The sequence below is a fragment of the Komagataeibacter sp. FNDCR2 genome, from assembly GCF_021295395.1.
Taxonomy (GTDB): domain Bacteria; phylum Pseudomonadota; class Alphaproteobacteria; order Acetobacterales; family Acetobacteraceae; genus Komagataeibacter.
The window spans coordinates 248573-273948 of sequence record NZ_JAIWOU010000001.1 but is presented as its reverse complement, the minus strand read 5'-3'; the positions used below and the strand labels follow the sequence as shown (position 1 = coordinate 273948).

The following is a 25376-nucleotide window of genomic DNA, read 5'->3' as shown; positions in this document are numbered from 1 at the left end:
CCCCGGTGCTATCGTGCTGCCGGGGCATGGATCGTGTTTCAGGCTTTCTGGGTAGAAGCCTTGAATATCTGGTCGATGGACTTCGCGAGGGCCGCATCGAATTCCACATCGGTCATGGTGTAACGCAGATCTTCCAGCAACGCGCGCGAGAAGCTGGCGATCATGCCATGGTTGGCCGACAGGCGCTGGCAGGCTTCATCACGCGGGTAACCACCCGAAAGCGCCACCACACGCTGCACACGCGGGTGCTTGATCAGGTCAAGGTAGAGATCGGCCTTTTCCGGGATCGAGACCTTGATCATGACCTGATAGTCGCCGGGCAGCGCATCGAGCCCACGGCGCAGTTCATCATGCAGCAGGGCTTCCGCACCGGCCTTGTCCGGGCTTTTGATCAGGACTTCAGGCTCCATGATGGGCACAAGGCCCCGGTCCGCAATCTGCTGCGCAAGGCCAAACTGCTGCTTCACGATCGCCGCCACGCCTTCGGGCTCGGGCAGGCGGATGACGGAGCGGGCCTTCGTGCCGTAAATCCCCTTGCTGATCGCCTGACCAAGCAGTGCTTCCAGATTGGGGATGGGCTTCATCAACTGGACGCCCCCCGCTTCGGCTTCCAGCCCCTTGTCAACCTTCAGGAACGGGACAACGCCCTTCTCCTGCCATAGATAGGTCGGGACCGGCGTCTCCTTTACCAGCCCGTTCATGGTCTGCTCGAACAGGATGGCCGCGATAACCTTTTTCCCTGTAAATGCGGGGGCGGTAATGACCCTTACGCGCATTTCGTGCATGAGGGCGAACATCTGCGCATCGGTGCTGTAGGCACTATCGGGAATGCCGTAATGCCTGAGCGCGCCCGGTGTCGATCCGCCGCTCTGGTCCAGGGCCGCGATAAAGCCCGCACTTTCCGACATGTGTTTACGCATTTGATTAACAGGCATGGTTATTCATTCATCCTTCTTTTAATACTTATATATCATCAAAACGATGATTGAGCATTATATATAATGTCCCCAGAGTTCATTGATTAACAAGTTAAAATATAGGTGAATAAACGTGAATACAAAATATGCAAACCGCCTTGCACTGGTGCTGAATGATGGCCCGATGCAGTAAGTGACAGATTGGGGCGGTTACATATCTGGCAGATACCCTCCGGTTCGTACCCCTGTTCAGCGGGCCGCATATACCTACCCCATCAGCACCCTGATTTCCATGATGAAGATACAGCTTCGGGCTGGGGGAAAGCATGATGCGGTCGGGAGCGCGGGGGAACTTCAGAGTCGTGCGATGGCAGGTCCATTATGACCATGGATATGGGTATTCACGCGTTCAAGCACAAGAACCATGCCGCAACCGACGTCGCGCGGCCTCAAGTCGACGTTACCCTGCGGCACACGGGCTAGCATATCCGGCCGGAACGCAAAGGGAAATCCCGCGACCGTTGACAGAACCGGTCACATTACGGGAACCCCATGTGTCCTGCCGCATTGTTTCCCGGCATGGGCGAGACCCGTGCTTCCTGCCGTTCGAAATTCCCGGCAGGCCAGACATCCAGCCGGAAGGATAGCGCGGTTCATGACCTTTCCCTTCGCAGCCTTGGCCGCCTGCCGCGCGGAACTGGAGGAAGAAGCCACCGCGAATGACGCGCAGGCCCTGTTTCCCCTGTCCGGCCTGAGCCGCCTGCGGCAACTGGGTGTTTTATCGGCGGTTCTGCCGCGGACGCTCGGCGGCTGCGGTTTTGGCACCGAACCCGATGGCGCCCTGGGGTTACTGCATCTCCTGCGGCTGACGGGACAGGCCAGCCTGTCGCTTGGGCGCATTGTGGAGGGGCATGTCAATGCCATCCGCCTGATCTCCCGTTATGGAACGACCGAGCAACTGGCCCGCGCGGCGGAAGATGTGCATGACGGGGCCCTGTTTGGCGTCTGGGTCACGGAGGGCGGTACACCGCTGCGCATGGAATGGTCGGGCGACACCATCATGTTACAGGGCAGGAAAATCCTGGCCTCCGGTGCGTTTCATGTCACGCGGGCGCTTGTAACGGCACATGCGCGCGATAATACGACCCGGATGCTTCTGGTCCCGCTGGATGCAGGCCATGCCGCCTATCCCTCCATGGACGGGATTGCCGGCATGCGTGGGGCGGGCACCGGGAACTACGATTTCAACGGCACCGTCCTGCAGGCGGACGGGCTGATCGGTCAGGCGGATGATTATCTGCGCCAGCCTGAATTCTCCGCCGGGGCATGGCGCGCCATGGCCGTGGCCCTTGGCGGGATCGAACGGCTTACCACCCTGCTGCGCGGCCAGTTGGTCGAACGGGGGCGGGCTGACAGCCCCGCCCAGCAGGTCCGGATCGGCACGGCGCTGATCGCGGCGGAAACCGCCCTGTTATGGACACGCAGGGCCGCCCTGATCGCCTCCGGGCAAACCCGTCACGAGGCGGGTGATATCACGGCCACCGTCAATCTGGCGCGGCACGCCGTGGAACGGGCGGGGCTGGATGTGATTGAAGTGGTTCAGCGCGGGCTGGGACTTTCCGCCTTTGTCAGGACAAACATCGTGGAGCGCCTGAATCGTGACCTTGCCACCTATCTGCGCCAGCCCGCGCCAGATGAGGCATTAGCCGAAGCCGCCCAATGGTTCACCCGGCGTGACCTGCCCCAGACGGAGGCCGCGCCATGAAGGCGGTCGTGATACAGGCCGCAATGCGCACCCTGCCGCCTGCGCCCCTGTCGGCCATCGTTCCGGGCCGGGCCCTGATTCTGGCGCCGCATGCGGATGATGAAAGCCTTGGCTGTGGTGGCCTGATTGCGGCCTGCTGCGCCGCGGGACGGCCGCCGCTGGTCGTGATCGTGACCGACGGGGCGGCCTCCCACCCCCATTCGGGCGCGTGGCCGCCGCCGCGCCTGCGGGCCCAACGCCAGGCGGAGGCCCTGCGCGCGGTCGCATGCCTGGGCCTTACGCCCGACCATCTGGTCTTTCTGGGCCTGCCCGATGCGGCCACCCCCCATGAAGGGCCCGTTTTTGAGCAGGTGGTGAACCATCTGGAGCAACTGCTCCAGACCCATGGATGCACAACCATCATCGCCCCATGGCGGGCCGACCCCCATTGTGACCATGAAGCGACATGGAAAATGGGTGTGGCCCTGCAACGGCGTTGCGGCACAGCCCTGCTTGCCTATCCGGTATGGGGCTGGCTGCTTCCCGCCGATACGGAACTCGACCATCGCCTGCCTACGGGCATGCTGCTGGATATTGCGCCCTACCGCGCGCTAAAGCAGCGTGCGATCGGGATGCATGAAAGCCAGTACGGTCACCTGATTACCGACGACCCGACCGGCTTCAGCCTGCCGGCCGCCCTGCTGGACATGCTGATTACGGATTTTGAGGTTTTCGTCGAACCATGACTAACCCCAGCTGGTCCCGCGTTGTATTCGAGAGGATGTATCAACAGCACCCGGACCCATGGGGGTTCCGCACGCGCGCCTACGAACAGGACAAATACCACCAGACGCTGACCCTGCTGGCGGGCCTGCATTTCAGCCAGGCACTGGAACTGGGGTGCTCCATCGGGGTCATGACCGCCCAGCTTGCACGGCAATGCGACCATGTGCTGGCGGTGGATGTGGCTGAAACCGCACTTATGCGCGCACGCCATCATTGTGCGGGGCTGGCGGGAGTATCGTTCCATCATGGACAGTTGCCCGACGCGTTTCCGCCCCTGCCCCGGCATACATGCGACCTGATCATGGTTTCCGAGCTGCTGTACTTCCTTTCACGTGTCGATATCATCCAGCTTGCCGCCCGATGCCTGCATGTACGCAAGCCTGATGCACCCATCATTCTGGTAAACTGGACGGGACAGACCGATACGCCATGCCATGGCGATGAGGCTGCCGAACATTTCATAACCTTCTGCCGCGCCGAAGGTGTAGGGGTGATCCATGGCCGCCGCTTTCCCCATTACCGGCTCGACATGCTCAATGGCGGGAGCAGGCTGCCGGGACTGGGGAGTGCCGGATGAGGCGACGTAGCCCGTGCCGCCAGTAAACGCCGCACAATCCGTTCGGCCTGCCGGAACTCCCGCTCCAGATCGACCCGCCTGACTGGCCTGCGGCGCAGTACCGCGCCCGCCGCGGCCTCCAGCCTGTCCCATGCCATACCGAAAAACGGGCTTCGCGCTATGTCCGCCACATGCCGGGGGGGCAGCTTCAACCGATCCGCCAACTGCCCTATCGCGGCCTGCCGTGGCACGCTGCCGGAGGGCAGGCCGTACAGGCCGCGCAGTCGCGCGCGCGCCTGCGCCCGGCGCAGGCAGTCGGCAGCGGGTTCCAGTGTATCATCCAGCATTTCGTCCTGCCGGACCAGACGGCGGGCCATGGTATCGGCCATGCCGCCAGAGGCACGTCCCTGCACGCGCCCCGATACGCTCACCACCACATCAGGCGCATGCCGAATGGCCGCATCCACACGGCGCAGCGCGGCCAGAAAGCCCCGGTCTTCACCCAAAGGCAGCGCGGGAATGCCGCCCGCCCGTTCCCAGCCAGAAACACTTACGGCAATACTTGCCCCGGAATGTTCCGTATGGCGTGGCCATGGGTCATGCGGGTCTGGGTCGATCAGGTCATGGATGCGGTCCAGCAGCGTGGCATAGGCACTTTCCGCCTCGTCATCACGGTGGAGATGCGCTGGAATCAACAGCGCCTCCACCGGGTCGATCACGGCACGGCCACATACCGCGTCGGCTCCCCTGTCAAAGGCGGCGAGTGTGTTGACCAGCCAGTCGGGGGATGGAGCGCCATCGGCATCGGTCGTGAACAGGATGCCGTCGGGGCCGGCGATCCGGGCCGCAATCTCCATGGCTTCGCGTCGCGCGGTGCCCACATGGGCGATGGACGGCGGATATGTGCGCGCAATAACCGAAACGGCAAAAGGCAGCCGTGCAGCATAATCGCGTACACAACATGGCGTATTGTCAGTGCAATTATTGAGCAGCAGAACCGCATGGGTCAGGCGGGCTTCGCGCTGGCTGGCAAGTGCGGACAGGCAGGTGTTGATCCGTTCCGCCTCATTACGGACGGGAATGGCCACAACGAGTGGATGGATACGGAGGCGGGCCGGAAGCATGGGTGACCCTTTAGCTGAGCAAGTCCTGAACGCCCAATCCACAGCCCGGTTGCATGGGGTATCTGTAACGGCAGGCTCATGTTCCATATCGGCTGGTTTGGGCGAATGCCAGAGTTCTGCTAACTGTAATCAACAAGGAATAAATGTGCGAAAGGAACCGATTATTGTGACTTCTCCAGTGATCGTCTGGTTTCGCCATGATTTCCGCCTGATGGACAATGCGGCGCTGAGTGCGGCGGTGGCGACCGGCGCGCCGGTTCTATGTATCTATATCCTTGACGATGCGACCGAACAGGTTGCGGCGCGTTGGTGGCTGGGCCGGGCACTGGAGTTGTTTGACGCAGCCCTGCGGCGGCGTAATGGGGCGTTGCACGTCTTTCGCGGGTCAGCGAACCGGGTGCTACCGGCGGTGGTGGCCGCAACCCGGGCGCGGGCGGTATTTTGGAACCGGCGGTACGATCCGGGCGGAAAGGAGACGGATACACGGCTGAAGACCATGCTGAAGGCGGCGGGAACTCCCGTTCATAGTTTTGCCGGCGCCTTATTGCATGAACCGTGGACGATCCAGACCCGGACGGGACAGCCTTATCGTGTTTTTGGCGCCTATTGGCGTGCGGCCTGTCAGGCGGGGCATGAACGCCCGTTGCTACCGGCGCCGGAACGGCTGACATTTGCAACTCCGGCCCAGGCTGGCCTGCCGCCGATGGTCGATCCCGACATGATCAGCCAGGAGATGCATGCAACCGGCTGGACCGACGGGCTGGACGAAGCCTGGCGCCCTGACGAAGTCTCGGCACATACGGTCCTGGAGACATTCGTGGATGGTCCGCTGGAGGATTACGCACATGATCGGGATATGCCGGCTCAACCGGCGACGTCCCGCCTGTCTCCTTTCCTGCGCTGGGGTCATATTACGCCAGCGCAGATTCGGGAGGCAGTCGTTGCACGGTCGCAGTCAGGTGGGGCGACAAAATTCATGATGGAACTGGGCTGGCGGGATTTTGCATGGTCGGTACTGTTTGGCTGTCCCGATCTGGTCTCGCGCAACCTGCGTCCGGAATTCGATATGATGGCATGGCGGCATGACCCGTCCGGTCTGCGTGCGTGGCAGCGTGGTCTGACCGGCTACCCGCTGGTGGATGCGGGCATGCGCCAATTATGGCAAACGGGCTGGATGCATAACCGGGTGCGAATGGTGGCCGCATCGTTCCTGGTGAAGCATCTGCTGATCGACTGGCGGGAAGGCGAGCGCTGGTTCGCCCACACGCTGGTCGATTACGATCCGGCCAGCAACGGCATGAACTGGCAATGGGTCGCGGGGACCGGCATCGATGCCGCACCGTTTTTCCGGATAATGAATCCACTGATCCAGTCCCGCAAATTCGATCCGTCCGGCGCTTATATCCGCTCGTGGGTACCGGAACTGTCTGGCCTGCCGGATAAGCATATCCATACGCCATGGCTGGCTGGGGGTGCCGAAGGGTATCCGCCGCCGATCGTCAGTCACGAGGTGGCACGGGATCGCGCCCTGTCTGCCTGGCGAATGTTACGCGGCGCAACCCCCTGAAAATTACCTGTCCATTACCCTTGGCCAGATGGTGACGGGCATGGATGACCGGCAGGATACCATGTCTCAACAGGCCCTGTCGGAAGCTGTCGCTATCATACCCCGATCAGCCAGTATGGCCCTGGGGGTCGATACAGGCAAAGTCATCAGGGCCTGTGCCGTTATGTGGCGTCCACACAATGCCATCCACTATTTGGACATATGATGTATGACATCCATTAATTATCATTATTATTGTATAAATCACATTTTTTGCAAAAGTAATTTATTACGCATGGCAGCATCGCATTTATACCATTTTTACCGAGCGGGCATTGTAATAATTTAGGGGCGTTATAACAGGCTGCCACCGTAAACTGAGGACACCTGCCTTGCCCATTGCGTTGCTGGCCCTTGCCATCGGGGCATTTGGCCTCGGCACTACCGAAACCATTGTCATGGGGCTGCTGCCGCAGCTTTCCTCCGGGTTGCACGTCTCCATCGCACAGGCGGGACTGCTGGTGTCTGGCTATGCCATCGGGGTGACCATCGCCTCCCCCCTCGTGTCAATCCTGACCAACAGCCTGTCACGGCGCGCGACACTGCTGCTGACAATGGGAATATTCATCGCGGGCAATGCATGCAGCGCCATGGCGCCGGGGTATGGCAGCCTTATGCTGGCGCGCGTGCTGACATCGTTCTCGCACGGGACGTTCTATGGCGCGGCTTCAATCATAGCATGTCAGGTCGTCGCGCCCGACAGGAGGGCGCAGGCGCTCTCCCTCGTCTATATCGGACTGACGCTGGCCATGATCCTTGGCGTACCGATGGGCACGGTCGTGGCCCAACTGACATCATGGCGCATGGCGTTCTGGCTGATCTGCGCGGTCGGGCTAATCGCATGGGCCACCATGTGGATATGGATCCCGCAGGACCGGGCCAGCGGGCCCGCCATTGCGCTGGCGGCGCAGTTCCGGGCCATGCTGCATCCGCTTGTCGTGACCATGATGCTGGTTTCGCTCTGTACCGCCGCCAGCATGTTTACCCTGTTTACCTATATCTCCCCCTTCCTGCAGATCCGCACAGGTTTCAGCACGCGCATGATCGACGGTATCCTGCTCATGATCGGGGGTGGCCTCTGTCTGGGCAACCTGCTGGGCGGACGGCTGGCGGACTGGAAGATGCTGCCATCCTGCGCGGGGCTAATGGCCGCCGTGGCGGTGGTACAGGTCCTGCTTGTGCCTGGTAGCCTGCACCCATGGGTCTGTCTTGCGCTGCTGTTCCTGTGGGGGGTGTTCATCTATGCGCCCATGGCTCCGCTACAGACATACGTGGTCGCCTGCGCGGGGGCCGCGCCCAACATCGCCGCCGCCATGAACCAGAGTTCCTTCAACTTCGGCAACGCAATTGGCGCGTGGGCAGGCAGCCATATGGTGGAGACGCACTGGTCCTATGCCGGGCTGCCGGTCCTGTCTGCCTGTTTTGCCTTTATCGGGCTGGGGCTGGTGGGGTTGGCGGAATATTATTCCCGACAGCAGGCTGAGCCCCGTGAAAGCACACCCCACCCGCTGACCAGCGCCACCCATGCCGTAGTACCGAAACCACAGGCGCGAGAGGTCGTAATGAGCCGTGAATGAGTATGACTGGCCACCATCATCATGGCCTTCCCCGCTTTGCTCAGGACCGTAGCGAGTGTGCTGGAGATGTCATTTTACCAGCCATGTCATAAGCATTACATCCTTACCGGGTCAGACGTTGGATACGGCTGGCTTCACGCATATGGGCGCGCAGGATCTCGTTCAGGCCCGACAGGCAGGGCACGCCGTCCTCCACCAGGATTTTCCCGTTGACGATGGTCGTGCCCGCTACTGCTGGCGCACAGCGGAGCCACGCTTCCACCGGGTCGGTCAGGGCCCCTGCTAGGGCAAATTCAGACATTTTCCAGATAACCAGATCCGCGCAGGCGCCGGGACGCAAATGACCCAGTTCATCTGTCCGGCCCAGACAGGCGGCGCCGCCCTGCGTCGCCATATCCAGCGCATCGCGGGCGGACATGGAATGGGGGCCATTCCTGAAACGGCCCAAAAGCAGCGCCATCCGCGTTTCCAGCCACATTGAAGCATGATCCGTCGAGGCCGAGCCATCACACCCGAGCCCTACCTGCATGCCCCGCGCACGCAGGTTCATGGCATCTGCCGCGCCGCCACCAATCATCATGTTGGAACAGGGACATTGCACCGTACACACGCCAGCATGGGCAAGGCGGTCGATTTCGCCGGGGGATGGATAGATGTAATGCGCCACCCATGAGCGGGGGGAGGCCCAGCCCACCCGTTCAAGATACTCGGTCGGGGTGCAGCCGTACACCTCGGCGCAGTAAGTATCTTCATCCCTGTCTTCCGCAAGATGGGTATGCAGGCGCAGGTCATGCTTCTCGGCCATGGCGGCTGATTCGCGCATGATCCGTTCGGACACGCTGAACAGGGAACATGGCGCCAGGGCCACACGGTCCATGGCGCCGGGGGCGGGATCATGAAATTTGCCGACCAGGCGTTCGCTATCCGCAAGGATTGTATCTTCATCCTGCACGACCGATGCCGGTGGCAGGCCACCATCTTCGACCGAGCGTGTCATTGATCCCCGCGTGGCGTGGAAACGGAAGCCGATTTCATGCGCCGCGCGGAACTGTGCATCGATCAGGTTGGGGCCGGGATGGACATACATATGATCCATGGAGGTCGTGCATCCCCCCATCAACAGTTCCACCATGGCGACAAAGGTGGAGAGATAGACGGATTCCTCATCCAGCCCGGCCCAGAGGGGATACAGGCCCTGCAACCACTCGAACAGCGTGCCATTGGTAACCGGGGCATAGGACCGGGTCAGGTTCTGGTACATATGGTGGTGGGCGTTGATCAGACCGGGCGTGACCAACTGGCCACGCGCGTCAATTGTCCTGCTGGCGGCTGGGGGGAGCTGGGCGCTTTCGCCAACGGAATGGATGCGCCCATCCTTTATGGCGATCCAGCCACCGGGAATTTCACGATTGCGGTCCACATAGATGTAGGCGTCGGTAATCAGGAGATCAGTGATCATGCGCGTGCCTTCGTTCAATACCGGGAATGAGACGGTTACCGTACCGTCGTGATGAAGCCCTGTACCGGACGTGGCGGGTCCGGATCGTCATCGCATGGGTATCGAACGGGCGTTTACGGGCACCATTCCTATCATTGCCGTCCCGTGCAATGCAACGACTGCCCGGAAACATGCCGCGATCCCCCACCGCCAGACGCCAGAAAACCGTGCGCTTCGGAATCCTGTCTCCCGGGAAAACGCCTCCAGTTGAAATTGTGGGAAAACCACGGCACGTGGCGCGCGTCTGTTTCGTATCAACACGAAGCAAGACGATGTCCCATGAAAGCACTGACCTGGCAGAAAAAAGGCAGGATCACATGCGAAAGCGTGCCTGACCCTGTCATTGTCGATGGCCATGACGTCATCATCAAGGTGACGGCCTGCGCCATCTGTGGCTCTGACCTTCACCTGCTTGACGGCATGATGCCAACCATGCAGCGCGGCGACATTCTTGGCCACGAGACAATGGGAGAAGTGGTCGAAGTCGGAAAGGACAACACCCGCCTGTCGGTCGGGGACCGTATTGTCGTGCCCTTCACCATCTCCTGTGGCGCATGTCGGCAGTGCAGATGGGGTAACTGGAGTTGCTGCGAACGGACGAATCCCAACGGTCGCCAGCAGGCTGAAACCTTCGGTTATCCATTATCGGGCCTGTTTGGTTATTCCCATATTACGGGTGGCTTCGCAGGCGGACAGGCGGAATATCTGCGTGTCCCCCATGCCGATGTCGGGCCGATCGTGATCCCGCAAGGACTGGAGGATGAACAGGTCCTGTTCCTCTCCGATATTTTCCCTACGGGCTATCAGGCCGCTGAAAACTGCGAAATTACCCCGGAATCCGAGAAAACCATCGCGATCTGGGGCTGTGGGCCGGTTGGACAGATGGCGATCCGGTCCTGTTTCCTTCTGGGTGCAAAGCGCGTCATCGCCATAGATGAAGTACCCGAAAGACTGGCGATGGCGCGGGCGGGCGGGGCTGAAACCATAGATTTCCGCACCCGGAATATTCAGGAAACGCTTGTCGACATGACAGGCGGGCTCGGACCGGATGCGGTGATCGAAGCCGTCGGGATGGAAGCGCATGGTGCTGACACCATGATGCAGAAGGTCGGTTCGGCCCTGCTGTCCGCCACGACGCTGGAGCGGCCCTTCGCGCTTAATCAGGCCATTCTTGGCTGTCGGCCGGGTGGAATCGTGTCGATGCCGGGTGTCTATGCCGGTGTGCTGGGCCCTGTCATGATCGGCGCTCTCATGAACAAGGGGCTGACCTTGCGCACCGGTCAGACCAATACGCAGAAATATCTCGGGCCACTGCTGGAGCGGATCCAGAACGGGCAGATCGACCCGTCCTTCGTCATCAGCCATCGTTCCACAAATCTGGAAGATGGTCCGGCCCTGTATGAGAAATTCAGGGACAAAAAAGACAATTGCACCAAGGTAGTCTTTCACCCTGACGGAAACTGAACCCGAGATTCCCAAAAGGGCCGTTACAGTGCCCCCTTACACCGAAAGCCGGGGAATACGCCCGTTCAGTAATGAATGACAGAGCGGATGGACTTTCCCTCATGCATCAGGCGAAACGCCTCGTTGATATCTTCCAGCGGCATGGTGTGCGTCACAAAAGGCTCAAGCTGGATGTCGCCCCGCATCGCATCTTCCACCATGCCGGGCAACTGGCTGCGCCCCTTCACGCCACCGAACGCGGATCCCTTCCATGACCGTCCCGTGACAAGCTGGAACGGGCGGGTGGATATTTCCTGCCCGGCCCCGGCCACACCAATGACAATGGACTGCCCCCATCCCCGATGCGCGCATTCAAGCGCCGCCCGCATGACATTGACATTGCCAATACATTCAAAGGTATGGTCCACGCCCCAGCCCGTCATTTCCACAACAACCTGCTGGATTGGCTTGTCGTAGTCTTTCGGGTTGAGGAAATCCGTCGCGCCGAACGCTTTTGCCAGCTCGAATTTGTCCGGGTTGGTGTCGATGGCGAAAATCCGCCCCGCCCTGGCCTGTCGCGCGCCCTGGATAACGGCAAGGCCTATACCGCCCAGACCGAATACGGCAACGGACTCACCCGGCTGGACCCTGGCGGTGTTATGCACGGCCCCGATGCCGGTCGTAACACCACATCCCATAAGGCACACATGCCCGGGATTGGCCTGCGGGTTGATTTTCGCCACGGATACTTCCGCAACGACCGTATATTCGCTGAATGTCGAACACCCCATGTAATGATACAGGGGCTTGCCCCTGTACGAAAAGCGTGTCGTGCCATCGGGCATAAGCCCCCTGCCCTGCGTCGCCCGGACCGATACGCACAGGTTTGTCTTGCCGGATTTACAGAACAGGCATTCCCCACATTCCGCCGTATAAAGCGGAATTACATGATCACCCGGTTTTACACTGGTCACACCCTCGCCAACTTCCATGACAATGCCTGCGCCCTCATGCCCAAGCACTGCGGGAAAAATACCCTCCGGGTCATCTCCGGACAGTGTAAAGGCATCGGTATGGCATACGCCGGTATGGGTAATCCTGATCAGCACCTCACCCGCACGCGGCGGGTCAACGTCGATTTCGACAATTTCAAGAGGCTTCCCGGCTTCAAACGCAACGGCGGCACGTGATTTCACGCATTTTCTCCTTTTTTCAAACATTCCCTCGATCAGGAAAATAATTATCCTGCGAATAAATGGATTTACAGAAAACCCTAGACAACAATATTGCGAAGGAATTCCTCACAATCGGCAAGCTGCTGCAAAGAAATGAATTCGTCCGCCTTATGCGCCTGCATTATTGAACCGGGACCACAGACAAGCGCATCAATCCCAACCTGCTGGAACAGCCCGGCCTCGGTTCCATACGAAACGCAGCTACACTGCCTGTTGCCCAGTGTATTCCGTATATCGTCAATGGCCTCACAATAACGACCGGACAGGGCGGGCACATTGGCGCGCCTGTATAAAGTCACGCCCACATCCGGGTGGTTGCGCCGCATGGCCGGTACGATCTCGTGGTCAATATAATTCCTGATCGTCCGTTCTATCGCCTCACTATCCTCGTGTGGCAGGGAACGGAACTGGAAGCTGAAATCACACAGATCCGGCACCGTATTGGTGGAAAGCCCGCCTTCGATCGTACCGACCGAAAACGTGGTGTAAGGCGGGTCAAAATCCGGGTCCTGCCGGTTTTCGTGCTGGAAGGCCACCGCCATCCCATCCAGGAAATTGATAATCTTCGCGGCATATGTAATGGCGTTCACCCCATCGGCGCTGGCGGAATGACAGGCCCGGCCATGCACGCGGCACTCAAACACGCGCGACGCCTTATGCGCCGTGACCGGCGTCATGTCCGTAGGTTCCCCCACAAGACAGACACGGGGGTGGTAGCCACGCGCGACAATGTCACGGATCATCAGCGGTGCACCGATGCAGCCCAGTTCCTCATCAAACGACAGGGCATAATGAAGCGGATATTCAGGGCGTTTTTGCGCAAACTCCTCACCAAGCGCAATGGCGATCCCCAGAAAGCCCTTCATGTCGCATGCCCCCCGGCCATACAGCTTTCCATCGCGGATGGAGGCGACAAACGGGTCCGATGTCCAGTCCTGTCCCGCCACGGGCACGACATCCGTATGGCCCGACAGCACCAGCCCATCATGCAGCGCGCCCTTACGCCCCGGCAATGTTGCGAACAGGTTGGCCTTGGTGCCGGCGTTGTTCTGTGTCAGGTCAACCACCATGCCCAACTGGCGGAAATGCGCGGCGACTTCCGTAACAAGGGCTAGGTTGGACCGGGAGGAAATACTTTCATGCGCGATCAGGCGCGTGATCCAGTCAAGGGTGTGCTGACTTGGCATGGCGGTCATGGAAAGGAAAATACTCCCGAGACAGCAAAACAGTCGGCATAGGCCCTGAAAGCGTACACCGACTGTTGTTACCGATCCTATACGCTATCAGAAATTCGCACTGAGCGAACCGAAGAACATCCGCGGCGCACCGATCAGGAAGGACTGGTAGGCCATCGCACCCTTGGAAATGCTGAGCGGATTACCATTTTCACCCATGGTCGAAATATAATGGGAGTTCGAAAGGTTGGTCACGCTGAAGGACAAGGTCAGATCCTTGGCGGGGGAAAGCTTGCGGTGGATCGCTCCAATCTTGCTGAGGTTATACTGCACGCCCAGGTTGGCAAGCCAGTAAGACGGGATCTTTACATCGCCCACGTAGCTGTAGTTACGGCTGCTGTTGTAATTTGCATCGACATAGGCCGTCAGGCCCCCATAGGCGTAGGACAGGCGGGTCTTGTACATGAAGCGCGGATAGTTGATAACCTGCACGCCACGGGTGTGATACAGCGTGCCCCCATCCATCAGGTTGTTGTCATACGTCGCGTGGTCATAACTGAAGCTGTTGGTGAATGTCAGGTTATGGATGGGCATGACCGTCAGGGCAGCATCCACACCGTTCATCGTCACGCCACCCACGTTCGCCACCGTGGACAGGGGCTTGACCGCCGGTCCCGACGTGATCTGCTGCAGGCGGTTGTTGAAGTTCGTGCGGTAACCATACAGCGACAGCCCGACAAACTGGGTGGAATAACGATAGCCCAGCGCATAGGTCCAGTCCGTCTCGGGGTGGATGTTGGAACGCTCGGCGTTGAACGCCTGCTGGGTCACGGCAAAGGGCGAGGCGCAGAGGCTGTAGCCGCACTGGGCGTATGTATGCACGTTTTCCGAAATATCAAAGAACAGTTCATGATTCTTCATGAAGTGCCAGTCCGCGCTGATATGCGGCAGGAAGGGCTTGGCCGTGGTCAGGCCGACACCACTGGCCAGTTCCGTGCCCGCGCCATAATAATCCTGGTTCGCGTAACCATTCCCCACACGCGTGGTGCTGAGAACGGACTTGAACCCAAAATGCAGGGCCAGGTGCCGGATCGGCCTGAAGGTATCCTGCACGAACGCCGTGAAGGTATTGGTGTTGTAATCCTGATTATAGATCTCGGCGAAGGGATGCTTCCAGTAGTTCAGCGGGTTGGGAAGCGCCTGCGTCAACTGGCCATCCACGATATTGGGCATCTGGAAGTCGTATTCAGGCGACTGATAGCTGTTGTTTTCATACCATACACCGCCCGAAAGCTGGTTCTTGCTTGTATCGTAATGCACCTGTGAAATAATGCCGTAGCGGCGGATGCCTGGTGCCTTTCGCAGTTCGGAAAGCGGGGAACCATTGGGCGAGGGATAATAGGGCGTGGTCCATGTGGACTGGGTGGTTTCACCATGGCCATAGGCCGTGGTGTCCCACATGACGTTATGCGACAGCTTGATATGCGCCTTGACACCGCCAAAATAGTCCTCGCTGTTGAGAACGGCGTCATAATAGGCCGAATCTTCGGGATCCTGCAGGCCGGAAAAGGATGATGGGAAAATGCCGTTGGCCGCGTTGATCGCAGCCTGCAGCCCGCTCTGCCTGCCGTTATAATAGTTGGTTACGTTGTAACCGGCCTTCTGGATCACTTCGGGCGAGGCATCGGGGGTCGAGAACTGGTGCATGTCGGCCCAGTCGAAATAGGCGGACAGGGAGCTTTCCTCACCCAGCGGCTGGACCAGCTTGGCATTGACCTGCTGTACGAACTGCTCACCCGTTCCCTTCCAGATCTGCCCGTCCTGACGGCTGTAGGAGGTATAGAAACGCGTGCCGGTACGGTTCAGGTCACCACTCTCCAGCCGCACGAACGTATGGTAATTGGCAAAGCTGCCAAACCCCTGGCTGATCGTACCCCCCATCTTGTGCGACGGATCGCGTGAGACATAGGCCATCGATCCACCAAGGTTGTTGGTGGCCGCAATATCTTCGGCGCCAGCGGACTGGGACACGTCGATACGCCCGACATTTTCAGACGAGATGGCGAGTAGCGCATTGAAACCGTTATAGTTTCGCAGCGACTGCTCCCCCAACGGCATGCCATCGAGCGTGAAACCGATTTCCTGCTGCTGGAAACCGTGCATGAAAATCTGTTCGGACCAGATATCCACACCCTGCGCATCGGCGGACTGGAACATGACGCCGGGCAACTGGGACAGGACCTTGAGCGGGTTGGTCCCGGCGGGGGCCTGTGACAGCAGCTTCTGGCTGACGGTTACAAGCGCGCCATGGGAGACATGGCGTGACCTGACATTGAATGTTTCGGAGGTGGAGCTGAGATAGACCCCCTCCTTGTTTCCCGCGGCGGTGTGGTCGCTGGCCGGTTTCGTGGCGTGGGCGGCAGTCCGGCGGGGGGCGTGTTCCCCGGTCCCTTCTTTCTCGCTGGCTTGCGGAACCGCCTGTGCCGATGCCACGCCGGTTCCGATGGTGACGAGCGTGGTGGAAAAGAGACATAATTTTGATAACGAAATATTCCGCATCATTATTGACCTCTACATACGACGCTTAACCGCAGGCAGTAGCCGCGCCTTCGTTAGCATGAGATTATGGAAATGTGCGACCCGGGACCCGGAGCCTGATCTGTTCTACAGACAGGCTAGGTTGTCTATACGAGTATAGTCAATAAGATTCGTATCGGAAACGCAATCAGTCCGTCGTTTTTCCGCGCCCCGTGCCGCGCATTGCCACAACATAGACAAGCCCGGTCAGGGCCAGCCCGAACACCCACGACAGATCGGCCCCGCCAAATGCCTGTGCAAATGGCCCCATATACAGTTCGTTAGCCAGAAACGGCACCTGTACGATCAGGCCGAAAACGTAAGACAGTATTGCCCGCATGTTGAAGCGACCATACACCCCCCCATCAGCAGCAAAGAAAGATGGCAGGTCATAGTTGCCATGACGCAACACATAATAGTCCACAAGATTGATGGCCGACCACGGCACCATGATGGCCATGAGCAACTGGAGGAACCCGGCATAGGCCTTGTCGAACTGCCCCGCCATTCCAACCGCAAGCACGGTCGCGACCAGCAGCAGCACAACCGATATCGCCACGCGCCAGCCACGCCCGAAATGCCGGTGGGGGGCCAGGGTGTGGAATACGGTAATGGAAGACAACGCCCCGCAATAAAGGTTCATGGCATTGGCGATAATGATGCCCAGCGACAGCACCCCGATAACAGGCGCCGCCAGCCACCCCAGTTCCCGCCCCAGCACGGCGGCGACATCCGCCCCCGTCACCACGCCAACCAGCATGGCAACGAACGACCCCAGCACACACCCCCAGTAGCTGGCATGGAACGCCTGCCGCTCCCCCGCCGGGCTACTGGGCAGGTAGCGCGAATAATCCGAAACATAGGGCGCGTAGGCGATCTGCCACAGGGCCGCGAGCGACATGGCCCCCAGGAAACCCTGTACCGTGTCATGCCCGTCACTGACCCACCACGCCCCGCCCCGGGGCACGTGCCACAGCGCCACGACCAGGCAGATAAGCACCGCCGCCCCACACAGCAGCGATACGATACGGGTCGCGCCATGGATGGCCCGGTAGCCCAGCACCGCCGGAACCAGCGAAAGGAACGCCACCGCAAGCATGCCCGGCGTGCCGCCGAGATGGCCATCCATCGTGGCCAGCCCCTGCGCGCCCAGCACAAGGTTGGAGGCGGAAAACCCCAGGAACATGATGACGATCAGCGCGGTCATGGGGGCCGCGCCCAACATGCCGAACTGCGCGCGCGACTGCACCATCTGCGGTATGCCAAGGTGCGGCCCCTGCGCCGCATGCAGCGCCATGAACAGGCCACCGACCAGATTGCCGACGATAGCGGCCATGATGGCGGTGAGCGGCGTAAGGTGGAATGTCCCGCGCATGACGCCGCCCGTCGTTACGGTCAGCATGGTCATATTGGCGCCAAACCACAGCGCCAGCAGGTCACGCGCGCGCCCATGCCGCTCCGACACCGCAACCGGATAGATCGTCTGGAATTCAACGGTTTTTTCGGGCAGGAAATCCTCGATCAGGTCTGCGTGCGGTTCAGTTTTCGTACCGTGGGTGATCATCATGCGTGCGCCCTATCGTAAAAGCGGTTCCTGTCAGCCATGGGCCACCTCCATGAAGGTCCGTATGCGGGGCGGCGCAGTGGCGCCGAATATTTCGGTGGCCGACCCGCTCTCCGCTATGCGGCCCCCTTCGCAGAAATGGACGGTATGCGCGATCGAGCGTACGAATCGCATTTCATGGGTCACGATCAGCATGGTCATGCCCTCCGCCGACAGGTCGCGGATCACGCCCTGCACTTCCTGCACCAGTTGGGGGTCCAGCGCGCTGGTCGGTTCATCAAAAAGGATAAGCGCCGGAGACATGGCCAGCGCGCGCGCAATGCCGACACGCTGCTTCTGCCCGCCTGAAAGCTGGTCGGGATAAAAATCCGCACGGTCCAGCATGCCCACGCGGGCCAGGCAGTCACGCGCCCGGTCGCGTGCCTCGGCCCTGCCGCGACGCAGCACGACAACCTGCCCCTCCACCACGTTTTCCATGACCGTACGGTGCGAAAACAGGTTGAAGTGCTGGAACACCATGGGCATGCGCGCCCGCGCGGCCTGCAGGGTGCGCGGCGGGGCGATGCGGAAGATATTGCTGTTACCATCTTCCGAGCATAGATGCTGCCCGAAAAACGTGATTTCCCCCCCATCTGGCCGCTCCAGGAAATTGAGGCAACGCAGGATGGTGGACTTGCCCGTGCCGCTGGGGCCGATCAGGCACGCGATCTCGCCTTCATGCAGGGTCAGGTCCACGCCCCGGAGGACCGCATTGCCCCGAAAGGTCTTGCGCATCTGGCGCACGCTCAGCACGGGGGGGCTGAACTGGTCGTTCATCGCGCGCCCTCCTTGTCCATGGTCAGGGGTATGCTGATAGTGGCCCGCCGGTTCGACGGGGTCAGCCGCAATTCGATGTAGCGGATGATCCGCGCACTGATAAAGCTCATCATGAAGTAGATGATCGCCACCATGATATACGTGTTCATGCTGTCAAACGTATCGGAAATGACAATCGTGGCATGGCGGAGGAGTTCATTGACCGAAATGAACGAAACCAGCGAACAGTCCTTGAGCAGCGCGATGAAATAGCCCCCCAGCGTAGGCAGGGAAGCCAGCGCCGCCTGCGGAATGATGACCCGGCGATAAACACCCACCGGCGACATGCCGAGCGAGATCGCGGCCTCCCGCTGGCCCCTGTCAACCGCCACGATGGCCGCCCGGAACACCTCCGACAGATAGGCCGCGAGGTTGAGCGTAAGACCCGCGATGCCCGCCCAGAACGCGCTCAGCACGATGCCGGCTTCAGGCAGGGAGAAATAGATCAGCAGCAGTTGCACGATCAGCGGCGTATCACGCACGACCTCGACAAAGGCGTCCAGTGGCCAGCGCAGCGCGCGCCGGGCCGACAGGCGGCCGACCGCAAGGAAAAACCCCAGCACCGTGCCCAGCAGCATCGAGATCAGCGACAGTTCGACCGTAACCAGCGCGCCCTGAAGCAGGAAGGGGAAATGTTCCGGGATCTCGTAAAAAAGGAAGTTGTGCATGGATCCCGCTCAGTCCTGTCCAGGTGTTTTGACGAGATGGTCCTGCTGTGGTTCCCACACGCCATACCGTTGCAGGATCGTACGGATCGTGCCGTCCTCGTGCATGTCCTTCAGGGCGTGGTTTATGGCGGCAAGCAGGTCGACGCAGGCAAGTCGCACCACAACCCCCTCGCTGCCCAGCCTGTAGGGGGCGGCGGCCTGGGCGGTGGCCCATTCCTGCTTGGGCACATAGAAAACCGGCTCCCCCACCGTGCGCAGGCCCGCAAAATGCGCCTGCTGGGAATGCAGCGTGGCCTGATCGACCACGACCGCGTCAATCTGCCGGTTGCGCAGGGCGAGGAAAGGGTCACCAAACGTGTCGTAATCCGCGACCGCGGCGCCAATCCCCCGCGCCACAAGCCGATGGGCCGTGGCGGAATCGTTGGTGCCCAGCACGGACCCGATTGTCTTGCCCTTCAGGTCGGCCAGTGAATGGATGGGGGAATCATCCGGCACGATGACATAATCATAGAGCATGAAATACGGCATGGAAAAGCGGACATGCCCCATCACCTCACGCTCCTGCGTGATATTGACATCCGACAGCACGATATCCCATCGCCCCGCCTTGAGGCCGGGAATGATGGTTGACCATTCCGTAATGATGAATTCCGAACGTGGCAGCCCCATGCGCCGTGTCAGTTCGGACAGGAGATCGGCATCTATGCCATGATAGACGCCATCGCGATCCTGCCACAGGGAGGGATGCGCCCCCAGCAGCCCGTTCCCGACCCGCATGACCCCGGCCTTGCGGATATCATCAAGGCATCCCGCGCGGCTTTCCACCGGCAGAGCTGCCGCAAGAAGCCCCATTGCAAGCAGGAAGGCCGCCCTCACGTCGGTTCCGTATAAAGGACAGGGAAATCCGCACCCGTCAGCGGGTCACCGTCATGCAGGGCAAGATGCGCGAAAGGCGGCGAACCTTTCCCGTCACGGGAGACGAAAACAGCGTCATCCCCCACCAGCCGCGCCGAGAAGACGCGCCGCCGGTGGGTTGCCTCCACAGTCGCCGCGGCGCCATGAACGGTGCCGAAGTCAAACGCCACGGCATCGCCCGGCTCCATATCCCAGCTCAGGATAGGGTAGTTCTCCCGCGCCGAATCGATGTCGGGCATGGGCGGGCTATCATCGACCGCATAAAGCGGCGTGCCGTCAAAGCGCATGGGCCTGTGGTCGCACCCCCACCTGTGGGAACCGGCCACGCATTCAAGCGCATTCGCGGCGGGCACGGGATCCAGCGGGATCCAGAAGCTGATGGTCTGCGGGCCACGGGCGCAGTAATAGGGACGATCCTGATGCCAGGGGGTGACGAGCGAGGTGCCCGGTTCCTTCACCAGCACATGATCATGAAAAAAACGCACCTCATGCGCGCCCAGCAGTTCACCCGCGATCCGGCCCAGCGGGGAGTTCTCGACAAAATCGCGGAATTCGGGAATGCGCCGCCAGTTGCACAGATCCTGAAAAAAAGGCGCCGAGCCGGCGGGCTGGTAGGAACGTTCAAGGGGGCTGGGATCCGCCATCAGGCGGTCGATACCCGCACGTAACGTCCCGACCCATGGGGCGAACACGCCCCGCAGCACGACCGCACCATTCTCCCGGAAGGTCGCCGCCTGTTCGGTCAGAGGAAGCATTGAGACCATCTGTTCCATTTTCCGGCCGTCCTGTATGAGCAAGAATGAAACGATTTTATGTTGTCTGTACAAGATACGTCAACACTTATACGAAACAAAAAAGAATATTTAACCCTGAAAACAAAGCAAAATAAGGCAGATAAAGGAGAAATCCGCCATGCCCGACCGCGAAATAAATTTCGCTCGACCAACGAAATTTTATATGGTTGTATATACATGAACGAACAGGAGATCAGGTCATGTCCGCCAAGCCCGCTTCCATATCAAAGGTCAATGCCCCCGCATGCCGACCGGAAGTCGCGCAGCTTGCACCGTATAATGCGGGCCTGAGCACTGAAGCCGTCAAGAACTCTTACGGCGCCACCACCATTACCAAGCTGGGCAGCAACGAAAACCCGTACGGCCCCCCGCCCACCGTGGCCGCCGCGCTGCAGGGGCTGGCCGCACAGGTGGCACTTTACCCCGAGGCCGACCAGAAGCTGAAGGCGGCGCTGGCGGCAAAGCTGGGGGAGCCCGCATCATGCATCCTGCTGGGCAACGGGTCCGAGCAGATCATCCGCATGATCGCGCAGGCCTATATCCGCCCCGGTGATCGTGTTGTTACCGTCGTGCCGTCCTTCGGGCTGCATATCCTCACCGTCGAGGCCATGGGCGGGCAGGTCGAGACGGTGCCCGTGACACCCGCATGCGAATTCGACCTTCCCGCGCTGATCCGGGCGGTCTCCACCCCGCTCAGGATGCTGATCTTCGCCAACCCGTCCAACCCCGTGGGGTGCATGATGAAGGCGGGCGACCTGCGCGCGCTCCTTGCCGCCTGCCCGCCCGACTGCCTGGTCGTGGTGGATGAAGCCTATTATGAATATGCCCGCTTCGACCCCGCCTATCCCGATGCCCGGACCATCCTGCGGGAACAGTCACGGCCCTGGCTGGTGCTGCGTACCTTCTCCAAGGCATATGGGCTTGCGGGGCTGCGTATCGGCTACGCCATCGCCTCGAGTCCCGAAATCATCGATGCGCTCGGGCGCATACGCGATCCGTTCAATACCAACATCGCGGCGCAACTGGCGGCCCTTGCCGCCCTGGAGGGCACGGACCACATGGACCACGGCACGGGCCAGACGGTCGCGGCGCGTGGGGCGCTCGGGACGGAACTTGAACGGATGGGGCTGCGGGTCGCGCCCTCGCACGGGAATTTCCTGTTTTTCCATACGGCGCAGCCGTCAGGTGAGGTAGCCGAGGCCCTGCTGCACCATGGCGTGATCGTCAAACCCTGGAAGGAAGCGGGCTACACGCACTGGTTGCGTGTCAGCATCGGCCTGCCGGAAGAAAACGCCCGCTTCCTTGCAGCCCTGCGGACAGTCCTGCACCCTGCCCCTGCATGTAAAACCGCAGGGGAATGCGTGAAATGACGACGGACAGAATTGAGCAGGCGATTGCCGAACTGACATCCCATTTTGGCGAACGCCTGTCGCGCAACCAGTCGGTGCGTGAGCACCATGCCCATGGGGAGGGTTATCACGCCCAGCATGCGCCGCAGGCGGTCGTCTTTGCCGAAACCACGGAGGATGTCGCCCACGCGCTGCGCGTATGCAACGCCCACCGCGCGCCCGTCATCCCCTTCGGGGCAGGCACCTCGCTGGAGGGGCAGGTCAACGCCATCGAGGGCGGCATATCCATAGACCTGTCGCGCATGACCGGCCTGCTGGAGCTCAATTCCGGTGACATGGACTGCCGCGTGCAGGCAGGCATCACGCGGCAGGAACTGAACCTGCTGCTCCGTGACGAAGGGCTGTTCTTCCCCGTCGATCCGGGTGGGGAGGCCACAATCGGCGGCATGTGCGCCACGCGCGCTTCCGGCACCGGGGCCGTACGGTACGGCACGATCCGCGAAAACGTGCTGGGCCTGACCGTCGTGCTGGCGGACGGACGCGTCATGCGCGTGGGCCGGCGGGTACGCAAATCCGCCATGGGGTATGACCTGACCCATCTGCTGATCGGATCGGAAGGGACGCTGGGCATCATTACCGAAGTGCAGTTGCGCCTGCATGGCATACCCGAGACCATGGCGGCGGCCGTCTGCCAGTTCGAGACACTGGCCGACTGCGTACAGACCGCGGTGCAGGTCATGCAGATGAGCGTGCCGATCGGGCGGATGGAACTGCTGGACGATGTGCAGATGGATGCCTGCATCCGCTATGCCAGGCTGGACGGCTACCGCCCCATCCCCACCATGTTCTTTGAATTCGAAGGGGGCCCGGAATCCGTGCGCGAGCAGATCGGGACGGTCGAGGCCATTGCGGCCGACAATAACGGCTCGGCCTTCGCATGGAGCACGCAGGCGCAGGAACGCGCGGCGCTGTGGAAGACGCGGCATGCCGTATTCTGGGCCTGTCTTGCCTACCGGCCCGGATATACCGGCATCTCGACCGATGCGATCGTGCCGATTTCCGCCCTGACCGACATGATCCTTGGCGCAAAACGCGATATCGAGGAATCCGGCATTACCGCCCCGATCGTGGGCCATATCGGTGACGGCAATTTCCATACCGTCATGCTGGTCCCGCCGGGAGAGGAAGAACTGGAGAAAGCCCGCGCGCTTGACCACAAGATCATCGCGCGCGCCCTGTCGCTGGGCGGGTCGGCCAGTGGCGAGCATGGTGTGGGCCTTGCGAAAATGGAGTTCATGCCCGCCGAGCATGATGCGGTCGCACTCGATGTCATGCGTACGATCAAGCATGCCCTCGATCCGAACAACATCCTCAACCCCGGCAAGCTGCTGCCCCCGCCCGCGCCGCCATGCTGACCCTCACCACGCTGGATGCCTTCGCGCCACAACCATGGCGCAACGGGCGCGGCACCACGCGCCAAATCATGGCCCATGACGCTCATGCCTCCCCTTCCCCCCATTTCTGGCGCGTGAGTCTGGCCTGTATCGAGTGTGATGGCCCTTTTTCACTGTTTCCCGGCCTTGTCCGCCAGCTTGCGCTTGCCTCGCCAGGCAAGCTGACGCTGGAAGGGATCGGGACAGGCGGCACGACGCTGGGCCATCCGGGTGAGATCATCCGTTTTGATGGCGCGGCGCCGGTTACCGCATCCTGCCATGGCCGATCCGTGCTGGCCTTCAATCTCATGGCGGCGCCCGCGGTGCCTGCTCGCCTGGAGCGGCACCGGACATTGTTCCGCCTTGAACACGCCAATACGGTCGCACTCCTTCCCCTTCAGGGTGAATGGCGGGTTGAAGGCTGCGACCGCCCCCTGCCGACGGGCATGATCGCATATGGGCATACCAACGGCGCGATTACCGTCGAACCCGTTGCCCCCCGCATGCCCGCCTGCCTGATCGCCGCAATCATTTCCACATCCCCAACTGAGAAAGTCATGCCATGAGTGAGCCTGCTGGTCTTCCCATCATTGATCTCGGCCCCGCGCGGCAGGGTGATTATGCCACCACCGGCGCCCTGATCGGCCATGCCTTTACGACATCCGGCTTCTGCTACATCCGTAATCATGGCATTCCCGATGCGATCATCGACCGCCTGCGCGCCGAGGCGCTGGATTTCTTTCATGCCCCCATGGAGGAAAAACTGGCCTGCAAGCCCAAGGAAGCGGTGCGTGGGTTCAACGCGCTGAACCGGACAATCATGTACGGCGCGGAACAGCCCGATTATAAGGAATTTTTCCAGATCGGGCTGGAACTCCCCGCCGATGACCCGGCTGTGCTTGCCGGCCAGCCCCTGCGCGGCCCCAACCAGTGGCCCGCCGCCCGACCGGCCTTTCGCGAAGCGATGATGGACTATTTCAATGCCGTGGGCGCCTGCGGCCAGGTCCTGCTGCGCGCTGTGGCCCATTCGCTGGGAATCGCCCCTGATTTCTTCGCCACCAAATACGACCGCCCGTTACAGCGCACGCAGGCCATCTGGTATCCGCCCCACCCGGCGGAACGTGAAAAGGACCAGTACGGCGTGGCCCCCCATACAGATTATGGCTGCATAACCCTGCTGTGGCAGGACCAGACCGGGGGGCTGGATGTAATGGGCCGGGACGGCAGGTGGATCCCGGCCCCCCCCATTCCCGGCACGCTGGTCATCAATATCGGGGATCTGCTGTGCCGCTGGTCCAACCAGCGCTACAATTCCAACCAGCACCGGGTCACGAACCGATCGGGCAGCGAACGCCTGTCGATCGCGACCTTCTATGACCCCGATTACGACGCCATCGTGGACCCGCGTGATCTGAACCTGCCGCAGGGCACCGCGCCGCTTTTCGAACCTGTTTCCGCTGGTGACTATATCGTGGGACGCATTCGCGATTCCCAGAAACCCCGCCCTGCCGGGGCCTGACAGCCCGCCATGAGAACAGCCCCGCCTGAACCGGCGGGGCT

21 protein-coding genes are annotated in these 25376 nt (G+C 60.9%); 10 read left to right on the top strand and 11 right to left on the bottom strand.

Annotated features, from left to right (window positions below):
* Positions 1–38 precede the first annotated feature (38 nt).
* On the bottom strand, positions 39–935 hold the full coding sequence (locus LDL28_RS01260) for a fructose bisphosphate aldolase (RefSeq protein WP_233056841.1): 897 nt from the start codon (positions 933–935) through the stop codon (positions 39–41).
* A gap of 637 nt (positions 936–1572) precedes the next feature.
* Between LDL28_RS01260 and LDL28_RS01255 the strand changes: the two genes are divergently transcribed.
* The 3 genes from LDL28_RS01255 to LDL28_RS01245 are packed head-to-tail and all read left to right on the top strand — an operon-like array spanning position 1573 to position 4024.
* A complete protein-coding gene (locus LDL28_RS01255) occupies positions 1573–2682 on the top strand; it encodes an acyl-CoA dehydrogenase family protein (RefSeq protein WP_233056840.1) in 1110 nt (369 codons plus the stop codon).
* On the top strand, positions 2679–3407 hold the full coding sequence (locus LDL28_RS01250; RefSeq protein ID WP_233056839.1) for a PIG-L deacetylase family protein: 729 nt from the start codon (positions 2679–2681) through the stop codon (positions 3405–3407). The genes LDL28_RS01255 and LDL28_RS01250 overlap by 4 nt, the downstream gene beginning before the upstream one ends.
* Positions 3404–4024, top strand: coding sequence for an SAM-dependent methyltransferase (locus tag LDL28_RS01245; RefSeq protein ID WP_233056838.1), 621 nt, complete (start codon positions 3404–3406; stop codon positions 4022–4024). Before LDL28_RS01250 ends, LDL28_RS01245 begins: the two co-directional genes overlap by 4 nt.
* Here LDL28_RS01245 and LDL28_RS01240 read toward each other — a convergent pair.
* Positions 3964–5127 (bottom strand): glycosyltransferase family 2 protein, encoded by a 1164-nt coding sequence (locus LDL28_RS01240; protein WP_233056837.1) that lies wholly within the window; start codon positions 5125–5127, stop codon positions 3964–3966. The two genes, LDL28_RS01245 and LDL28_RS01240, sit on opposite strands and share 61 nt — an antisense overlap.
* On the opposite strand from LDL28_RS01240, the gene LDL28_RS01235 reads away from it, so the two are divergent.
* Both LDL28_RS01235 and LDL28_RS01230 read left to right on the top strand, forming a co-directional pair.
* The gene (locus LDL28_RS01235) at positions 5126–6694 is read left to right on the top strand and encodes a deoxyribodipyrimidine photo-lyase (RefSeq protein ID WP_255662994.1); all 1569 of its coding nucleotides are present in this window, start codon (positions 5126–5128) and stop codon (positions 6692–6694) included. The genes LDL28_RS01240 and LDL28_RS01235 overlap by 2 nt on opposite strands.
* Positions 6695–7065: 371 nt before the next feature.
* Positions 7066–8310, top strand: a complete 1245-nt coding sequence (locus LDL28_RS01230) for an MFS transporter (protein ID WP_233056836.1) — start codon at positions 7066–7068, stop codon at positions 8308–8310.
* 103 nt (positions 8311–8413) lie between these two features.
* Here LDL28_RS01230 and LDL28_RS01225 read toward each other — a convergent pair whose 3' ends face one another.
* Positions 8414–9769, bottom strand: coding sequence for an 8-oxoguanine deaminase (locus tag LDL28_RS01225; RefSeq protein WP_233056835.1), 1356 nt, complete (start codon positions 9767–9769; stop codon positions 8414–8416).
* A 318-nt stretch (positions 9770–10087) separates the two neighbouring features.
* Here LDL28_RS01225 and LDL28_RS01220 point away from each other — a divergent pair, with 318 nt between their 5' ends.
* Positions 10088–11272 (top strand): zinc-dependent alcohol dehydrogenase, encoded by a 1185-nt coding sequence (locus LDL28_RS01220; protein ID WP_233056834.1) that lies wholly within the window; start codon positions 10088–10090, stop codon positions 11270–11272.
* Between the two features lie 65 nt (positions 11273–11337).
* Here LDL28_RS01220 and LDL28_RS01215 read toward each other — a convergent pair whose 3' ends face one another.
* From LDL28_RS01215 to LDL28_RS01180, 8 genes are all read right to left on the bottom strand, one after another.
* Entirely contained in the window at positions 11338–12447 is a 1110-nt protein-coding gene (locus LDL28_RS01215) for an S-(hydroxymethyl)glutathione dehydrogenase/class III alcohol dehydrogenase (RefSeq protein WP_233056833.1), read from the bottom strand.
* Between the two features lie 77 nt (positions 12448–12524).
* Positions 12525–13682: an acetylornithine deacetylase gene (gene argE / locus LDL28_RS01210; RefSeq protein ID WP_233056832.1), complete on the bottom strand. Its 1158-nt coding sequence runs from the start codon at positions 13680–13682 to the stop codon at positions 12525–12527.
* An 87-nt stretch (positions 13683–13769) separates the two neighbouring features.
* Positions 13770–16154, bottom strand: coding sequence for a TonB-dependent receptor domain-containing protein (locus tag LDL28_RS01205; RefSeq protein WP_233056831.1), 2385 nt, complete (start codon positions 16152–16154; stop codon positions 13770–13772).
* Positions 16155–16386: 232 nt separating this feature from the next.
* The gene (locus LDL28_RS01200; protein ID WP_233056830.1) at positions 16387–17805 is read right to left on the bottom strand and encodes a cytosine permease; all 1419 of its coding nucleotides are present in this window, start codon (positions 17803–17805) and stop codon (positions 16387–16389) included.
* A gap of 30 nt (positions 17806–17835) precedes the next feature.
* Entirely contained in the window at positions 17836–18618 is a 783-nt protein-coding gene (locus tag LDL28_RS01195; protein WP_233056829.1) for an amino acid ABC transporter ATP-binding protein, read from the bottom strand.
* Positions 18615–19325 carry an amino acid ABC transporter permease gene (locus tag LDL28_RS01190; protein ID WP_233056828.1) on the bottom strand — a complete coding sequence of 237 codons (711 nt, stop codon included), beginning with the start codon at positions 19323–19325 and terminating at the stop codon, positions 18615–18617. Before LDL28_RS01190 ends, LDL28_RS01195 begins: the two co-directional genes overlap by 4 nt.
* Positions 19326–19334: 9 nt before the next feature.
* Positions 19335–20201 (bottom strand): transporter substrate-binding domain-containing protein, encoded by an 867-nt coding sequence (locus LDL28_RS01185; RefSeq protein ID WP_233056827.1) that lies wholly within the window; start codon positions 20199–20201, stop codon positions 19335–19337.
* Positions 20198–20995 (bottom strand): phytanoyl-CoA dioxygenase family protein, encoded by a 798-nt coding sequence (locus LDL28_RS01180; RefSeq protein ID WP_233056826.1) that lies wholly within the window; start codon positions 20993–20995, stop codon positions 20198–20200. Before LDL28_RS01180 ends, LDL28_RS01185 begins: the two co-directional genes overlap by 4 nt.
* 239 nt (positions 20996–21234) lie before the next feature.
* On the opposite strand from LDL28_RS01180, the gene hisC reads away from it, so the two are divergent.
* The 4 genes from hisC to LDL28_RS01160 are packed head-to-tail and all read left to right on the top strand — an operon-like array spanning position 21235 to position 25335.
* Positions 21235–22404 (top strand): histidinol-phosphate transaminase, encoded by a 1170-nt coding sequence (hisC, locus tag LDL28_RS01175; RefSeq protein ID WP_233056825.1) that lies wholly within the window; start codon positions 21235–21237, stop codon positions 22402–22404.
* Entirely contained in the window at positions 22401–23798 is a 1398-nt protein-coding gene (locus LDL28_RS01170; protein ID WP_233056824.1) for an FAD-binding oxidoreductase, read from the top strand. Before hisC ends, LDL28_RS01170 begins: the two co-directional genes overlap by 4 nt.
* A complete protein-coding gene (locus LDL28_RS01165; RefSeq protein WP_233056823.1) occupies positions 23792–24382 on the top strand; it encodes a HutD family protein in 591 nt (196 codons plus the stop codon). Before LDL28_RS01170 ends, LDL28_RS01165 begins: the two co-directional genes overlap by 7 nt.
* Positions 24379–25335, top strand: coding sequence for an isopenicillin N synthase family oxygenase (locus LDL28_RS01160; protein WP_233056822.1), 957 nt, complete (start codon positions 24379–24381; stop codon positions 25333–25335). Before LDL28_RS01165 ends, LDL28_RS01160 begins: the two co-directional genes overlap by 4 nt.
* The last annotated feature ends 41 nt before the right edge of the window (positions 25336–25376 follow it).

Excerpts from the sequence above, each read along its gene's own strand:
- LDL28_RS01160 (WP_233056822.1), top strand. The coding sequence starts at position 24,379 with ATGAGTGAGCCTGCTGGTCTTCCCATCATTGATCTCGGCCCCGCGCGG.
- LDL28_RS01165 (WP_233056823.1), top strand. The coding sequence starts at position 23,792 with ATGCTGACCCTCACCACGCTGGATGCCTTCGCGCCACAACCATGGCGC.
- LDL28_RS01235 (WP_255662994.1), top strand. The coding sequence starts at position 5,126 with ATGGGTGACCCTTTAGCTGAGCAAGTCCTGAACGCCCAATCCACAGCC.
- LDL28_RS01250 (WP_233056839.1), top strand. The coding sequence starts at position 2,679 with ATGAAGGCGGTCGTGATACAGGCCGCAATGCGCACCCTGCCGCCTGCG.
- LDL28_RS01225 (WP_233056835.1), bottom strand. The coding sequence starts at position 9,769 with ATGATCACTGATCTCCTGATTACCGACGCCTACATCTATGTGGACCGC.
- hisC (WP_233056825.1), top strand. The coding sequence starts at position 21,235 with ATGTCCGCCAAGCCCGCTTCCATATCAAAGGTCAATGCCCCCGCATGC.
- LDL28_RS01190 (WP_233056828.1), bottom strand. The coding sequence starts at position 19,325 with ATGCACAACTTCCTTTTTTACGAGATCCCGGAACATTTCCCCTTCCTG.
- argE (WP_233056832.1), bottom strand. The coding sequence starts at position 13,682 with ATGACCGCCATGCCAAGTCAGCACACCCTTGACTGGATCACGCGCCTG.
- LDL28_RS01260 (WP_233056841.1), bottom strand. The coding sequence starts at position 935 with ATGCCTGTTAATCAAATGCGTAAACACATGTCGGAAAGTGCGGGCTTT.
- LDL28_RS01245 (WP_233056838.1), top strand. The coding sequence starts at position 3,404 with ATGACTAACCCCAGCTGGTCCCGCGTTGTATTCGAGAGGATGTATCAA.
- LDL28_RS01200 (WP_233056830.1), bottom strand. The coding sequence starts at position 17,805 with ATGATGATCACCCACGGTACGAAAACTGAACCGCACGCAGACCTGATC.
- LDL28_RS01180 (WP_233056826.1), bottom strand. The coding sequence starts at position 20,995 with ATGCTTCCTCTGACCGAACAGGCGGCGACCTTCCGGGAGAATGGTGCG.
- LDL28_RS01240 (WP_233056837.1), bottom strand. The coding sequence starts at position 5,127 with ATGCTTCCGGCCCGCCTCCGTATCCATCCACTCGTTGTGGCCATTCCC.
- LDL28_RS01220 (WP_233056834.1), top strand. The coding sequence starts at position 10,088 with ATGAAAGCACTGACCTGGCAGAAAAAAGGCAGGATCACATGCGAAAGC.
- LDL28_RS01170 (WP_233056824.1), top strand. The coding sequence starts at position 22,401 with ATGACGACGGACAGAATTGAGCAGGCGATTGCCGAACTGACATCCCAT.
- LDL28_RS01195 (WP_233056829.1), bottom strand. The coding sequence starts at position 18,618 with ATGAACGACCAGTTCAGCCCCCCCGTGCTGAGCGTGCGCCAGATGCGC.
- LDL28_RS01255 (WP_233056840.1), top strand. The coding sequence starts at position 1,573 with ATGACCTTTCCCTTCGCAGCCTTGGCCGCCTGCCGCGCGGAACTGGAG.